Origin of the sequence: Cereibacter ovatus (assembly GCF_900207575.1) — a bacterium.
In the GTDB taxonomy this organism is placed as follows: Bacteria; Pseudomonadota; Alphaproteobacteria; order Rhodobacterales; family Rhodobacteraceae; genus Cereibacter_A; species Cereibacter_A ovatus.
Window position 1 is genome coordinate 15,576 of the sequence record NZ_OAOQ01000011.1, and the last position, 14,240, is coordinate 29,815.

The window sequence follows — 14,240 nt, forward strand, 5'->3', positions numbered from 1 at the left end:
CGCGCTTCATTCTGGCCCAAATATCCCGCGGGGGAGTCCGGCCAACGGCCGGGCCGGGGGCGCGAAGCCCCCGCCTCCCCCGGCCTTCCGCGCGAAGATCAGCCCTCGTCGCGCCAGCGGTTCACGATCGGATAGCGCCGGTCCAGCCAGAACGCCCGCCGCGTCAGCCGCGTCCCCGGCGCCGACTGGAAACGTTTGTATTCGCTCAGGTAAACCAGCCGCTCGACCTTTTTCACCGTCTCGCGGTCAAACCCTTTGGCGACCAGACCGGCCACGCTGTCCTCGCGGTCCACCAGCCCTTCCAGAATCGCATCCAGCGTCGGATAGGGCGGCAGGCTGTCCTCGTCCTTCTGGTCGGGGCGCAATTCGGCCGAGGGTGGCTTGTCGATCACCCGGGGCGGGATCACCTCTCCGGGCGGCCCCTGCATCCAGGGCCGGTGATGTCCGTTGCGCCAGCGGCACATCTGGAACACCCGGGTCTTGTAAAGATCCTTGATCGGGTTGAACCCGCCGTTCATGTCGCCATAGATCGTGCAATAGCCCACCGCGAACTCGGACTTGTTGCCGGTGGTCAGAAGCATTTCGCCGAACTTGTTCGACAGGGCCATCAGCAACAGTCCGCGCAGGCGGCTTTGAATGTTCTCCTCGGTCAGATCGGCGGGCAGGCCCGCAAACAGCCCCGACAGCGCCTCGGTCACCGCCGCCTGCGGCCCGCCGATCGCAACCTCGTCCAGCGGGCATCCCAGCGCCTTCGCCACCGCCTCGGCATCCCGCAGCGACTGCGCCGAGGTATAGCGCGACGGCAGCATCACGCAGCGCACATTCTTAGGCCCGATCGCATCGGCGGCAATCGCCGCCACCAGCGCCGAATCCACCCCCCCCGACAACCCGAGCACCACGCGCGCGAATCCGCTTTTGCGCAGATAATCCCGCAACGACAGCACCATGGCGTGATAATCGGCTTCCCACAGGTCGGGCTGGGGCACGATTGCACCCTGCGCCGCGCGCCAGCCGTCAGGCGTCAGGGTGAAATCCAGATGCACCAGCGCCTCTTCGAACGCCGGCAGTTGCGCCATCAGCCGTCCGCCCGGGTTCAGCACGAACGAGGCGCCATCGAACACCTGATCGTCCTGCCCGCCCACCATGTTCAGATAGACCAGCGGCAGCCCGGCCTCGATCACGCGGCTGACCATCAGGTTCACCCGCACATCCAGCTTTTCGCGATGATAGGGCGAGCCGTTGGGAACCAACAGGATCTCGGCCCCGGTCTCAGCCAGCGTCTCGCAGACATCGGGGTGCCAGCTGTCCTCGCAGATCGGGATGCCGATGCGCAGCGGACCGATGCGGGCCGGGCCATGCACCTCGCCGGCCACGAACACGCGCCGTTCGTCGAACACATCCACGTTCGGCAGGTGGTGCTTGAACACCGTGGCCACCACCCGGCCGCCATCCAGAACGAAATAGGCATTGTAGATCCGCCCGTCCCGCAGGCAGGGGCCGCCGATCCCGATCGCGGGGCCATCGGCACAATCGGCGGCCAACCGATCAACCGCGGCCATCGCGTCGCGCAGGAAGGCGGGCCGCATCACCAGATCCTGGGTCTGATAGCCGGTCACGAACATCTCGGGCAGTGCCAGCATCCGCGCGCCGGCGGCCCGGGCGCTGTCCCACGCCCGGCGTGCAAGGGCCAGATTGCCCTGAAGATCGCCCACCGTCGGGTTCAGTTGCGCAAGGGTAAGGCGGAACTGCTCTGCCATCTGTTCTGATCCATCCGGTCCCCCGCCCCTGCGGGTTCGACTTTTCTTCTAGCAGACTGCCCGCCAAGGAAAAGGCGATAGCGGCAGGCCCCCTGTCAGCCGGGCCCGCTTGTCAGCCGGGAATGAGCCGACTAGGCTTCCGCCGCGGCTGGCGGATGGCCCGCAGGCAGGGCAGTCGGCGCACGGTCAGCCGGCGAACGGGGCGGAGACGGGATGCGGATGAAGAACGGACAGCTCGGCCGGGCCTTGCGGGTGGGCCTGATCGGCGTGGCACTGGGCGCGGGCGCGGGACATGCGCAGGATCATGGTCCGACCACGACCAAGCAATATGACGACGGTTCGGTCTATGAAGGCACGTTCCGCAACGGCGTCCAGCACGGAACCGGCACCTACCGCCTGCCCAACGGCTATGAATACACCGGCGAATGGGTCGACGGCGAAATTCGCGGCAAGGGCACTGCGCGCTTTCCCAACGGCTCGGTCTATGAAGGCAGCTTTGTCGCCGGCAAACCCGAGGGGCGCGGCAAGATCACCTTTTCCGATGGCGGCAGCTATGAAGGCGACTGGCGCGAAGGCCAGATGACCGGCGAGGGCGTGGCGCGCTATGCCAACGGCTCGGTCTATACCGGCCAGTTCAGGAACGCCGTCCACCACGGCCGCGGCGTGATGGAGAACCCCGGCGGCTATCGCTATGACGGCGACTGGGTCGAGGGCGTGAAAGAGGGCAAGGGCAAGATCGTCTATCCCGATGGGGCGATCTATGAAGGCGGTCTTGTCAAGGGCCAGCGGCAGGGTCAGGGCATGCTGACCATGCCCGACGGGCTGATCTATGTCGGCGAGTGGCGTGACGGCCAGATCAACGGTGTGGGCAAGCTGACCCAGCCCAACGGCGACATCTACGAAGGCCCGCTGAAGGATGGCCAGCGCGAGGGGCGCGGCCGCGTCATCCACAAGAACGGCGATCTTTATGAAGGCGACTTCCTTGCCGACCGCCGTCATGGCAAGGGCATCTTCCGCGGCGCCGATGGCTATGTCTATGATGGCGACTGGATCGAAGGCCGGATCGAGGGCGAGGGCCGCGTGACCTATCCCGACGGCTCGGTCTATCAGGGCCGGTTCAAGAACGACCAGCCCGAGGGCAGCGGCAAGATCACCTATCCCGACGGCTCGACCTATGAAGGCCAATGGGTCGCTGGCGTGATCGAGGGGCAGGGCCGCGCCACCTATGCCAACGGCCTTGTCTACGAAGGCGCGTTCCGCGCCGCGAAGAACCACGGCCGCGGCGTGATGAGCTATCCCGACGGCTACCGCTATGAGGGCGACTGGCAGGACGGCCAGCGCCACGGGCAGGGCGTGGCCACCTATGCCGATGGCACCGTCTATACCGGCGGCTTCGTCAACGGCCAGCGCGCAGGCGAGGGCGAGATCGTGATGGCCGACGGCTTCCGCTACAAGGGCGGCTGGAAGGCGGGCGAGATCGACGGTCAGGGCATCGCCACCTATGCCAACGGCGACATCTACGAAGGCACCTTCCGCGCCGGCAAGCGGCAGGGTCAGGGCGTGATGCGTTACGCCACCGGCCAGCAAAGCGCCGGCGAATGGCGCGACGGGATGCTGACGAAACCCGCCGCCCCCGAGACCCCCGCACCGGCAGAGGCCGCCCCCCCGCCCGCCGAGGGCGCACCGGCCACTTCGGACTGACAGCACGTCCCGTCTCGGCTTGGCCTGATGATCCCGCCAAGCGGCTGATGGCGTAGCCGCAAGCCATCGATCACGGGCCGGATGCGGCCCGCCCGATGATCCCCGAAGGCGGCGCGCGCAAAGCCCCATCCGCGCCCCGCTGGCCGGCATGACCGCGCAGACCGGCCTGGTCCGTCGCGCCCCCCCCGAAAGCGCCCCGGATCTTTCCACGGCACCCGCGCGCTTGGCGGTTTTGTTGTGCCAGCGCAAACTCACCCGGCGCGAACGGATCTACCAATCGGCTCATAGACATGATCCATCGAAGGAGAGATCCGATGCTCACCCGCCGCGCAGCCCTGATGGGGGCCGCAGCCATCGCCTCAGCGCCGCTGGTGATCCGCGCCGCAGCCGCCGAAGAGGCCCCCGCCCAAGTGGCCACCGCGGCCAAGGTCGATCTGAGCGCCCTGCCCCGCGTGAAACACAAGCTGGTGGCGCCGCCCTTCGCCCATGACCACGCCCAGGTCGCGGCCTCGGGTCCGGTCATCAACGAATTCGAGATGGTGATCGAGGAAAAAGAGGTCCAGATCGACGAAGACGCCTGGATGCAGGCCATGACTTTCAACGGCTCGATCCCCGGGCCGCTGATGGTGGTGCATTAAGGCGATTATGTCGAACTGACACTGGTCAACCCCGAAACCAACACCATGCCGCACAACATCGACTTCCACGCCGCCACCGGCGCGCTGGGCGGCGGCGGGCTGACGCTGATCAATCCGGGCGAAAAGGTGGTGCTGCGCTTCAAGGCGACGCGCGCCGGCACCTTCGTCTATCACTGCGCGCCGGGCGGCCCGATGATCCCGTGGCATGTGGTCTCGGGGATGGCGGGCTGCATCATGGTGCTGCCGCGCGACGGTCTGAAAGACCATGAAGGAAAGCCCGTAAGCTACGACCGCGTCTACTATATCGGTGAAAGCGATCACTACATCCCCAAGGGTGATGACGGCAGCTACCTGCGCTATTCCGACCCGTCTGAAGGCTATGACGACATGGTGGCGGTGATGAACACCCTGATCCCCACCCATATCGTCTTCAACGGCGCGGTGGGGGCCTTGACCGGCGACGGCGCGCTGAAGGCCAATGTGGGCGAGCGGGTGCTGTTCATCCACAGCCAGCCCAACCGCGACTCGCGTCCGCATCTGATCGGCGGCCACGGCGATCTGGTGTGGGAGACCGGCAAGTTCAACAACCCGCCCGAACGCGATCTGGAAACCTGGTTCATCCGGGGCGGATCGGCCGGGGCGGCGCTGTATGAATTCCTGCAACCGGGCGTCTATGCCTATGTCAACCACAACCTGATCGAGGCCGTCCACAAGGGCGCCACCGCCCATGTTCTGGTCGAGGGCGAGTGGGACAACGATCTGATGGAACAGGTCGTGGCGCCGACCGGCCTTTCGGGCTGACAGATCCGCCGGGCGCGGCCCCTGACCGGGCCGCCCCTTCCCCGGCGCCTGCACCGGGCGTCGCGGGGCACGCCCCCCCCCGCGGGGCGTCGCTTTCCCCAGATCAAGGAGTGCCGCCGCCATGCTCCGCCCGATCCTTGCCGCCGGACTTGTCGCGCTCGCCTTGGCTGCGGGCTATGGCGTGGTCGCCCGCGATCCGCTGCCCCTGCCCGAGACCGTCACCATTCCGGGCGGAACCCAGATCTACCGCGCCTCGGGCGAATACCGGATCGGCACCCGCCGCATCGATGCGCCGGCGGTCAGCCAGCAGGTCGGGCCGCTTCACATCATGAAATATCAGGTGACACAGGAGGATTACGCCCGCTGCATGGCCGACGGCGCCTGTCTTGAGGTCACCACCAGTCCGGGTGCGCAGATCCCGCAGACCGGGGTAAGCTGGTCCGACGCCACCGCCTATGCCGACTGGCTGTCCGACCGCACCGGGCTGCGCTGGCGGCTGCCGACCGATGCGGAATGGCTGCGCGCCGCCGCCGAACGCGGCTTTGACGGCGCATTGGGCGCCGAAGGGGCAAACCCGGCGGACCGCTGGCTGGCCAGCTACCGCTCTGAGGTGGAACGCCGCGGCGAGGCCGACCTGACGCCGCGCCCCACGGGCCATTTCGGCGCAACCAGCACCGGCATGCAGGATGCGGCTGGCAATGTCTGGGAATGGACCAACAGTTGCGACGAGCGGGTGCAACTTGCCGAAGACGGCCAGACCCGCGCCATCGAACGATTCTGCGGTGTCCGCGTGGCGCAAGGCAAGCACCGCGCCTTCGTGGTGGATTTCGTGCGCGACGCACGCTCGGGCGGTTGCGCGGCGGGGGTGCCGCCGGATTTCCTGGGCTTCCGCCTTGTGCGCGAGGATTGACGGCTTTGCCTCGCCCTTCCCGTCCGGCGCGGGCTGCGTCCGCCCTGTGCGCCAGAATTGACGGGATAGCCCCCGGACCACCCGCACGATCCGCTTTGCCCAAACCCCCAACCGCACGGGGCAGCCCTTTGCACAGCGGCCCATGCCCGCCACCCGCGGGCAAGCCGCTGGATGTATCACCCGATTGAAACCGGACTTCGCGCGGCCGTGCCGGGCGCGGGCAAGCCGCCGCCTGCAAGGCCCTGCCGTTCACGAAGCGCGAATGACAAGGCTTTGGACAAAAAAGAAATACCCGGCCTTTCGGCCGGGCTGTTCCGATAGGGGCAGGCCGTGGCCCCGGATGTCAGTTGGCCTGATAGTTCTGCATCGCCTGCGCCAGCATCGGTTCCATCCGGGCCTGGGCGCGGGCCGGCAGCGGCACCGACAGCGCATCCTGAAGGTTCACCGGCGTGCCGACCTGGATCAGCGCCACCATGCCCATGCCGAAATAGGGCATGCTTTTCACGCCCCAGACGCCTTCCTGCGTCAGGGTGACGGTCACGGGGCGGTTCATCTCGCCCTTGAAGCCACGGGCGCCAAGGGGAAGCATCCCGGGAATGACCTCGGCGTTGAAGCCCTTGTCCACCGGGATGAACGTGACGGTATCGCCGACCTTGGCCTCGATGAAGGCGGGCTCGAACGCCTTGGCGCCGGACGAGCCGATGTTGACCATGGCGATTTCATGGTTCGTCGCATGGGCCGCAGGGGCGACAAGGGCCGCGGCAAGCCCGGCGGCCAGGCCGATCATCGGGAATTTCGCGAGCATGGCAGGAATCCTTTCTGCGCGTATTGCGGAAACGTTCATTCATTCGGAGAGTTCTTTCACCCGCCGCATGTATCCGCATATGGGAAGGGGCGGGTTGTGCTGCATCAATTCGGGAAGTTCCAGCCCCCGCGGCCTGTTCGCGCAGGCAATCGCTGCATGGCAGCATTGCGCGCTGCGCAAGGCGGCAAAGCTGCCCTTCGGCAAAATTGGCGCTTTCCTTTTGCCGCGCGCTCCGTAATATCCGGCGCCATGACACGGGACCGCCATACAGCGACCACCACGCCCGCGCGCTGCGCGCAGGCTGCCCGTGCGCTTCTTCTCCTTAGCTGCCTCTGAGCGTGCCCTTGGGCGCGACCGCTCAGAGGTGACCAGCGCCCGGGAACGAAGCTGAGGAACAAGAGAGATTTTCGCATGACCGACACGACCAAGACCGCCGCAGAGCAGGACCGCGTCCTGATTTTCGACACCACGCTCCGCGATGGCGAACAATCGCCCGGCGCCACCATGACCCATGACGAAAAGCTGGAAATCGCAGCTCTTCTGGACGAGATGGGCGTGGACATCATCGAGGCGGGCTTTCCCATCGCCTCGGAAGGCGATTTCGACGCGGTTTCGGCCATCGCGAAACAGTCGAGGAACGCCACGATCTGTGGCCTTGCGCGGGCGAACTACAAGGACATCGACCGCTGCTGGGAAGCGGTGAAACACGCGAAATCGCCGCGCATCCACACCTTCATCGGCACCTCGCCGCTGCACCGCGCGATCCCCAATCTGGACATGGACCAGATGGCCGAGCGGATCCACGACACGGTCAGCCATGCGCGCAACCTGTGCGACAACATCCAGTGGTCGCCGATGGATGCGACGCGGACAGAACATGACTATCTGTGCCGCGTGGTCGAGATCGCGATCAAGGCGGGCGCCACCACGATCAATATTCCCGACACCGTGGGCTATACCGCGCCGCGCGAAAGCGCGGATCTGATCCGGATGCTTCTGGAACGGGTGCCGGGCGCCGATACGGTGGTGTTTGCCACGCATTGCCACAATGACCTTGGCATGGCGACGGCGAACGCTCTGGCTGCGGTCGAGGCCGGCGCGCGACAGATCGAATGCACCATCAACGGTCTGGGCGAACGTGCCGGCAACACCGCGCTGGAAGAAGTGGTGATGGCGCTGAAGGTCAGGAACGACATCATGCCGTTCCGCACCGGCATCGACACGACCAAGATCATGAACATCAGCCGCAAGGTTGCGGCGGTTTCGGGCTTCCCGGTGCAGTTCAACAAGGCCATCGTCGGCAAGAACGCCTTTGCCCACGAATCCGGCATCCATCAGGACGGGATGCTGAAGAACGCCCAGACATTCGAGATCATGCGCCCCGCGGATGTGGGTCTGGCCGACACCTCGCTGGTGATGGGCAAACACTCGGGCCGGGCGGCGCTGCGCGCAAAGCTGAAGGATCTGGGCTATGATCTGGCCGACAACCAGCTGAACGATGTCTTCGTGCGGTTCAAGGCGCTGGCCGACCGCAAGAAGGAAGTCTATGACGACGATATCGTGGCGCTGATCCAGGATCAGGTGACCTCGGCCGAGCATGACATCCTGCAACTGAAGCGCCTGCGCGTGGTCTGCGGCACCGAGGGCCCGCAAGAGGCCGAAATGACCCTGACGGTCGAAGGTGTCGACCATTCCATCGATGCCACCGGCGACGGCCCGGTGGATGCGGCCTTCAACGCGGTCAAGATGATCTACCCGCACAGTGCGAAGCTGCATCTTTATCAGGTTCATGCGGTGACCGAAGGGACGGATGCGCAGGCGACCGTCTCGGTCCGGCTGGAGGAAGACGGCAAGATCGCCACGGGTCAGGCCGCCGATACCGATACGGTGGTGGCCAGCGTCAAGGCCTATGTCAACGCGCTGAACCGGCTGATCCATCGCCGGCAAAAGTCGGCGCCCGGCGCGGATGTGAAGGACGTGCATTACACCTCGCACGCCTGAGCGGCGGATCAGGAAGACCCAAGGGCGTCCCGATGGGGCGCCCTTTTCCATGCGCGGTCGGGGGTGCGGCCGACGCACCGCCGGCGGTGGGTGTCTGGTCCGCAGCGAAACCCGCGCGGGGGGGGCGTCAGCCCCGATTGCGTCATGGCGTGGTTGTCCGCTGGTCTTGGCGGCCCGCGGGTGTGACCCGGTCGCCCGGCTTGCCTGCCCCCCCGCAGGGCTCAGGCGCTCAGCCGGTGGGGGGCGCGGCAGGTGGCCCAGGCGCGGACGGCCTCGCCAAAGGCCAGAAACAGCGGGCGCGACACCGGATCGTTGACCGCGTTCCATTCGGGGTGCCACTGCACCGACAGCGTGAAACCCGGCGCGCCAGCGACATGGATCGCCTCGGGGGTGCCGTCGGGGGCGGTGCCGTCGATCACGATCCGGCTGCCCGGGCGGGCGATGCCCTGACCGTGAAGCGTGTTGGTCATCACCTCTTCGGTGCCCAACAGGCGGTGGAACACGCCGCCCGGCGTGAAGCGGACCGGGTGACGCAGGGCGAACTTTTCCTCGATGGAGCCATCGGGCGGCATTCGGTGGTTCATCCGGCCCGGCAGGTCGCGGATCTCGGGGTGCAGCGTGCCGCCCATCGCCACGTTCACCTCTTGAAAGCCGCGGCAGATGCCAAGGAACGGCTGGCCACGCTCGACGCAGGCCCGAACCAACGGCAGGGTGATCGCGTCGCGCGTGCGCTCGAACATGCCATGCGCGGGGGTCTCATCCTCGCCATATTCCGAGGGGTGAACGTTCGGCCGGGCGCCGGTCAGCAGAAAGCCGTCGCACAGATCCAGCAGTTCCTCGACCGTGACGAAATTCGGATCGGTCGGGATGATCAGCGGCAGACAGCCCGAGACCAGCGCCACCGCCTCGCTGTTCATCGTCCCGCCGGCGTGGACGGGATAGCTTTGGTCCAGCAGCGACGAGTTGCCGATGATGCCGACGACCGGGCGACGGCTGGCGGGGCGAAGCATGGGGCTGCCACAGATCTGGGAACGCATGAGGGACAAGATAGGGCGTTGCGGGCCTGCGGTGAAGACCCGGCTGCGCCGCAGGCCCCGCGCCTGCGCACAGATCGGCGCTTTCCTGTGCAGAACCGGCGCGGTTCGGTCGCGCATCGGGCAAGGCGCAGGCTCACACGGATGTGACTTGCCTTCCAGCAGGGGCCGGGCAGTTCGATGGACACACCCACAGACGGAGGTTCCGATGCGCATCCCAGGCCTTGCCCTGATCACAGCCCTTGCCGCCGCCCCGGCGCTGGCCCAGACCGACCATTCCGGCCATGGCACCGATGCCGGCACCAGCGCCTCGACCGCGGCCTATCAGGCGGCCAATGCCGAGATGCATGCCGCAATGGACATTCCGCTGTCAGGCGATGCCGATGCGGATTTCGTGCGCTCGATGATCCCGCACCACGAAGGCGCGGTGGCCATGGCGCGCGTGGTGCTGGACCACGGGCAAGACCCCGAGATCCGCAAACTGGCCGAGGCCGTGATCTCGGCGCAGGAAGCCGAGATCGCCTTCATGCGCGACTGGCTGGCAAAGCACGGCCAGTAAAGCGGCGGTCAGGCCGCAGCAGCCCCCACCACGGATGCGGCGGCGGCCAGCGCGCCCGCCCCGTGCGGGATCGCCAGTGCCGACAGGCCCGCCTCGATCACCGCCAGCGCGCCAAGGGTCATGTGGGCATTCACATGGCCCATATGCGCAACCCGCAGAAAGCCGTGATAGGCCGGATCGGACGGGGCGGCCATGCCCAGACCGATGCCAAGCGTCACCCCGGCATGGCGTTCGGTCCAGTCGCGCAGCCGCGTCGCATGGGGCGCCCCCAGCCGCGCCGCCGTGACCGACCGCCCGCGATGCGCGGGATCGGTGACGTTCAGCGCGATTTCAGGGTTTCCCTGCCCCCAATGGTCGAAGGCGGTCCAGACTGCACGGGCCAGCGCATCATGTCGGGCCCAGACCGCGGGCAGCCCTTCCTCAAGGATCATGTCCAGCGCCGCGCGCAGGCCATAAAGGTGATGGGTGGGCGCCGTGCCGCAGAAATGCTGCCAGAACTCGGTCCCGAAGCTGCGCGTCGTCCAATCCCAATAGGGCGTGCGCAGATCGCTGCCGCGGCAGCGGTCGCGCGCCCGGTCGGAAAACCACACGAACCCCAGACCGGGCGGCGTCATCAACCCCTTCTGGCTGGCCGAGACGGTCACATCCGCGCCCCACTCGTCCATCCGGTATTCATCGCATGCAAGCGAGGCGATGCAATCCACCGCCAGCAGCGCCGGATGCCCCGCCGCATCGATCGCGGCCCGCAGCGCGGCCACATCGTTGCGGATCGAGGTCGCGGTATCGACATGGGTGACAAGAACCGCCTTGATCCGATGCCCCCCATCGGCGCGCAGCGCCTGTTCCAGCCGCGCCGGATCGGCGGGGGCCGACTTGCCGAAGTCGATCACCTCGACATCAACCCCCATCGCGCGGGCGCTGGCGGCCCAGCCTTCGCCAAAGCGGCCCGTCACCAGAACCAGCGCGCGGTCGCCACGGCTGAACAGATTGGCATTCGCCGCCTCCCACGCGCCATGGCCGTTGGCGATGTAAAGCGCCACATGATCCTTTGTGCCCGCCACCTTGCGCAGGTCGGGCCAAAGGCTGGCCACCAGTGCATGCAGCTCGCCCTCATAGATATTGGGCGCCGCGCGATGCATGGCATTCAGCACCCGGTCGGGCATGGCCGAGGGTCCGGGGATGGCAAGATAAGGGCGGCCGTGCGAAAGCGACATGGGAAACTCCGGGCTGATCGATCTTGGCTACGCCCGCGGACCGGGCGGGTCAATCGGTCGCGCACGGGGGAAAGGCGGGCCGGGGCGCTGGCCCCAACCCGCCACCCGGGACGCCTGCCGATCAGGCGCGGGCGCCTGCATCACGGATCGGGTTCGCCCCGCCAACCTTGGCCGCCCCCCGCGCCAATGCCAATGCCCGACCCCTGCCTTGCGGCCCGCAAGGCTTTCGCGCTAGACCCATCCGACCCCACGCGTCCGAGGCCACCTTGCCCCGCCAGCCGACAGATCCCCGTTATTCCTCTGGTCGCCTGTTCGGGCGGCTTTGGCACGGTTATCTGCGGCGGCACACCCCCACCATGGCCGCGGCCTTCGCGCTGAACGTGATCGAGGGCAGCACGCTGGGCGCGTTGTCATGGCTGATCCAGCCGCTGTTCGACCGCGTGTTCGCCCCCGGCGGCGAGGGGCTCTTGATCCTTGTAGGCCTTGCGATCCTTGGGCTTTTCGTGATGCGGGCGGTCACCTCGGTCGCGTCCAAGACGCTGCTGACGCGGGTCGCGCTGAAAAGCTCGACCGCGATGCAGGCCGACCTTCTGCGCCATATCCTGACGCTTGATCACGGGTTCTTTCAGAAGAACCCGCCCGGCGCGCTGATGGAACGGGTTCAGGGCGACACCACCGCCGTGCAGGGGGTGTGGTCCAGCCTGATCCTTGGCATGGGGCGCGATGTCGTGGCGCTGGTGGGGCTGTTTGCGGTCGCGCTGTCGATCGACGTGGGCTGGACCTTTGCCGCGCTGATCGCGGCACCGCTGCTGATTTCTGCCGGCGGTGGTGGTCCAACGCTATCTGCGGCGCAAGACCGGGCAGATGCGGGAACAGGCCGGCGACCGCTCGACCCGGCTGGACGAGATCTTTCACGGCGTCCAGCCGATCAAGCTGAACCGGATGGAAAACTATCAACTGGACCGCTTCCGCCGGATCGTGGCCAGCATCGTGCGCGGCGAGACCCGGATGGCGGTCGGCCGCGCCACCATTCCGGCACTGATCGACGTCATCACCGGGCTGGGCTTTTTTGCCGTGCTGCTGCTGGGCGGGCGCGACATCGCCTCGGGCGAGCGCACGGTGGGCGAGTTCATGTCGTTCTTCACCGCCATGGCGCTGACGTTTCAGCCGATGCGCCGGCTGGGCGACCTGAGCGGCTACTGGCAGACCGCGGCCGCCAGCCTTGAACGGATCTTCCGGCTGTTTGACACCGAACCGCTGGTGACCCGCCGCCCGGCCAGCGCCCTGCCCCGCCCCGGCACGCCCGAGATCGTGTTCAGCGACGTGCGCTTCGGCTATGACGATCAGCCGGTGCTGAACGGGCTGTCGTTCACGGCCCGGGCCGGGCGGATGACGGCGCTGGTGGGGCCGTCCGGCGCGGGGAAAAGCACGGTGTTTCACCTGCTGACCGGGCTGGTCGAGCCGTCTTCGGGGCGGATCCTGCTGGATGGGGTGGACACCGCCGACCTTGCGCTGACCGATCTGCGCGCCCAGTTCGCCGTTGTGTCGCAAGAAGCGGGCCTGTTCGACGAAACGATCCGCGAAAACGTCACCCTTGGCCGCGACATCCCCGCCGACCGACTGCGCGACGCGCTGACGGCGGCGCATGTCGTGGATTTCACCGACGATCTGCCCGATCGTGACCTGACGCCGGCCGGCCCGCGCGGCTCTCGGCTGTCGGGCGGGCAGCGGCAACGGGTGGCGATCGCGCGGGCGCTGGTGTCGGACGCGCCGGTTCTGCTGCTGGATGAGGCGACCTCGGCGCTGGATGCGGCATCCGAGGCGCTGGTGGCCGAGGCGCTCTTGCAGTTGGGCGAGGGGCGCACGACACTGGTGATCGCGCACCGGCTGTCGACGGTGCAGCAGGCCGACCGCATCATCGTGATGGAGGCCGGCCGCGTGGTCGATCAGGGCACGCATGATGAATTGCTGGCGCGGGGCGGACTGTACGCCGACCTTTACCGGCTTCAGTTCAGAGAGAAGGGCACCGATGCCGGCTGAGATCGCGACCGACCGCAAGCTGTTCGACCTGACCGGCAAGGACTGCCTGCATTTCCTCCAAGGGCTGACCACCAACGACATGCGCCCGCTGGACGGCGCGGATGGCATCGTCTGGGCTGCACTTCTGTCGCCGCAGGGCAAGTATCTGGCCGATTTCTTTGTGGTCCGCAGCGGCGGGCGGCTGTTTCTGGACATCGCCGCCGGTCTGGCCGAGGCGACGGTGCGGCGGCTGAGCATGTATAAACTGCGCGCCGATGTGCAGATCAGCGAAAGCGCGCTTTCGGTGGTGCGCGGTCTGGAACCCCCGCCCGCGGGCGCCCTGCCCGATCCCCGCCATCCGGCGCTGGGGTGGCGCGGCTATGGGCTGCCGGGGGGGGCGCCCGTCATCGACTGGGACGCGATCCGGGTGACCCATCTGATCCCCGAAAGCGGGATCGAGCTGATCCCGGACGACAGCTACATTCTGGAACACGGCTTCGAACGTCTGCACGGCGTCGATTTCCGCAAGGGCTGTTATGTCGGGCAAGAGGTGACCGCCCGGATGAAACACAAGACCGAATTGCGCAAAGGGCTGGCCAGGGTCCGTATCGCGGGCGAGGCCCCGGTGGGCGCCGAGATCACCGCCGACGGCAAGCCCGCCGGCACGCTGTTTACCCGCGCGGGCGGCTTTGCCCTTGCCCATCTGCGGTTTGATCGCGCCGAAGGCGAGATGCGGGCCGGCGACGCCACCCTTCATCTTGCCGAATAAAGGCGGCGCGGCGAGGGCTGTCCCCGCCGGGC

At 67.3% G+C, this 14,240-nt stretch carries 10 protein-coding genes and 2 pseudogenes; 8 read left to right on the forward strand and 4 right to left on the reverse strand.

Annotation, left to right across the window (positions count from 1 at the left end; all coding sequences use genetic code 11):
- Positions 1–98 precede the first annotated feature (98 nt).
- Entirely contained in the window at positions 99–1,757 is a 1,659-nt protein-coding gene (locus CRO07_RS11910; protein ID WP_097030912.1) for an NAD+ synthase, read from the reverse strand.
- Positions 1,758–1,970: 213 nt separating this feature from the next.
- Between CRO07_RS11910 and CRO07_RS11915 the strand changes: the two genes are divergently transcribed.
- From CRO07_RS11915 to CRO07_RS11925, 3 genes and pseudogenes are all read left to right on the forward strand, one after another.
- A complete protein-coding gene (locus tag CRO07_RS11915; protein ID WP_097030913.1) occupies positions 1,971–3,458 on the forward strand; it encodes an MORN repeat-containing protein in 1,488 nt (495 codons plus the stop codon).
- Between the two features lie 314 nt (positions 3,459–3,772).
- Positions 3,773–4,897 (forward strand): annotated as a pseudogene (nirK, locus tag CRO07_RS11920) (copper-containing nitrite reductase).
- Between the two features lie 121 nt (positions 4,898–5,018).
- Complete coding sequence (locus CRO07_RS11925) at positions 5,019–5,807, forward strand: SUMF1/EgtB/PvdO family nonheme iron enzyme (RefSeq protein WP_097030914.1); 789 nt, start codon at positions 5,019–5,021, stop codon at positions 5,805–5,807.
- Between the two features lie 343 nt (positions 5,808–6,150).
- Here the strand turns inward: CRO07_RS11925 and CRO07_RS11930 are convergent, their stop codons facing one another.
- Positions 6,151–6,612, reverse strand: coding sequence for a pseudoazurin (locus CRO07_RS11930; RefSeq protein ID WP_097030915.1), 462 nt, complete (start codon positions 6,610–6,612; stop codon positions 6,151–6,153).
- Here CRO07_RS11930 and CRO07_RS18430 point away from each other — a divergent pair.
- A complete protein-coding gene (locus tag CRO07_RS18430) occupies positions 6,611–6,850 on the forward strand; it encodes a hypothetical protein (protein WP_141400064.1) in 240 nt (79 codons plus the stop codon). The two genes, CRO07_RS11930 and CRO07_RS18430, sit on opposite strands and share 2 nt — an antisense overlap.
- Before the next feature lie 173 nt (positions 6,851–7,023).
- Positions 7,024–8,613, forward strand: a complete 1,590-nt coding sequence (locus CRO07_RS11935; RefSeq protein ID WP_097030916.1) for a 2-isopropylmalate synthase — start codon at positions 7,024–7,026, stop codon at positions 8,611–8,613.
- Positions 8,614–8,834: 221 nt separating this feature from the next.
- Here CRO07_RS11935 and CRO07_RS11940 read toward each other — a convergent pair whose 3' ends face one another.
- A complete protein-coding gene (locus CRO07_RS11940) occupies positions 8,835–9,650 on the reverse strand; it encodes a gamma-glutamyl-gamma-aminobutyrate hydrolase family protein (protein WP_407919629.1) in 816 nt (271 codons plus the stop codon).
- Between the two features lie 205 nt (positions 9,651–9,855).
- On the opposite strand from CRO07_RS11940, the gene copM reads away from it, so the two are divergent.
- Positions 9,856–10,206, forward strand: a complete 351-nt coding sequence (gene copM / locus CRO07_RS11945; protein ID WP_097030917.1) for a CopM family metallochaperone — start codon at positions 9,856–9,858, stop codon at positions 10,204–10,206.
- A gap of 8 nt (positions 10,207–10,214) precedes the next feature.
- Here the strand turns inward: copM and CRO07_RS11950 are convergent, their stop codons facing one another.
- Positions 10,215–11,420 carry a pyridoxal-phosphate-dependent aminotransferase family protein gene (locus CRO07_RS11950; RefSeq protein WP_097030918.1) on the reverse strand — a complete coding sequence of 402 codons (1,206 nt, stop codon included), beginning with the start codon at positions 11,418–11,420 and terminating at the stop codon, positions 10,215–10,217.
- Between the two features lie 266 nt (positions 11,421–11,686).
- Here CRO07_RS11950 and CRO07_RS11955 point away from each other — a divergent pair.
- Together CRO07_RS11955 and ygfZ are read left to right on the forward strand one after the other, a co-directional pair.
- Positions 11,687–13,460, forward strand: a pseudogene (locus CRO07_RS11955) (ABC transporter ATP-binding protein).
- Positions 13,450–14,208, forward strand: a complete 759-nt coding sequence (gene ygfZ / locus CRO07_RS11960; RefSeq protein ID WP_097030919.1) for a CAF17-like 4Fe-4S cluster assembly/insertion protein YgfZ — start codon at positions 13,450–13,452, stop codon at positions 14,206–14,208. The pseudogene CRO07_RS11955 and the gene ygfZ overlap by 11 nt, the downstream one beginning before the upstream one ends.
- The last annotated feature ends 32 nt before the right edge of the window (positions 14,209–14,240 follow it).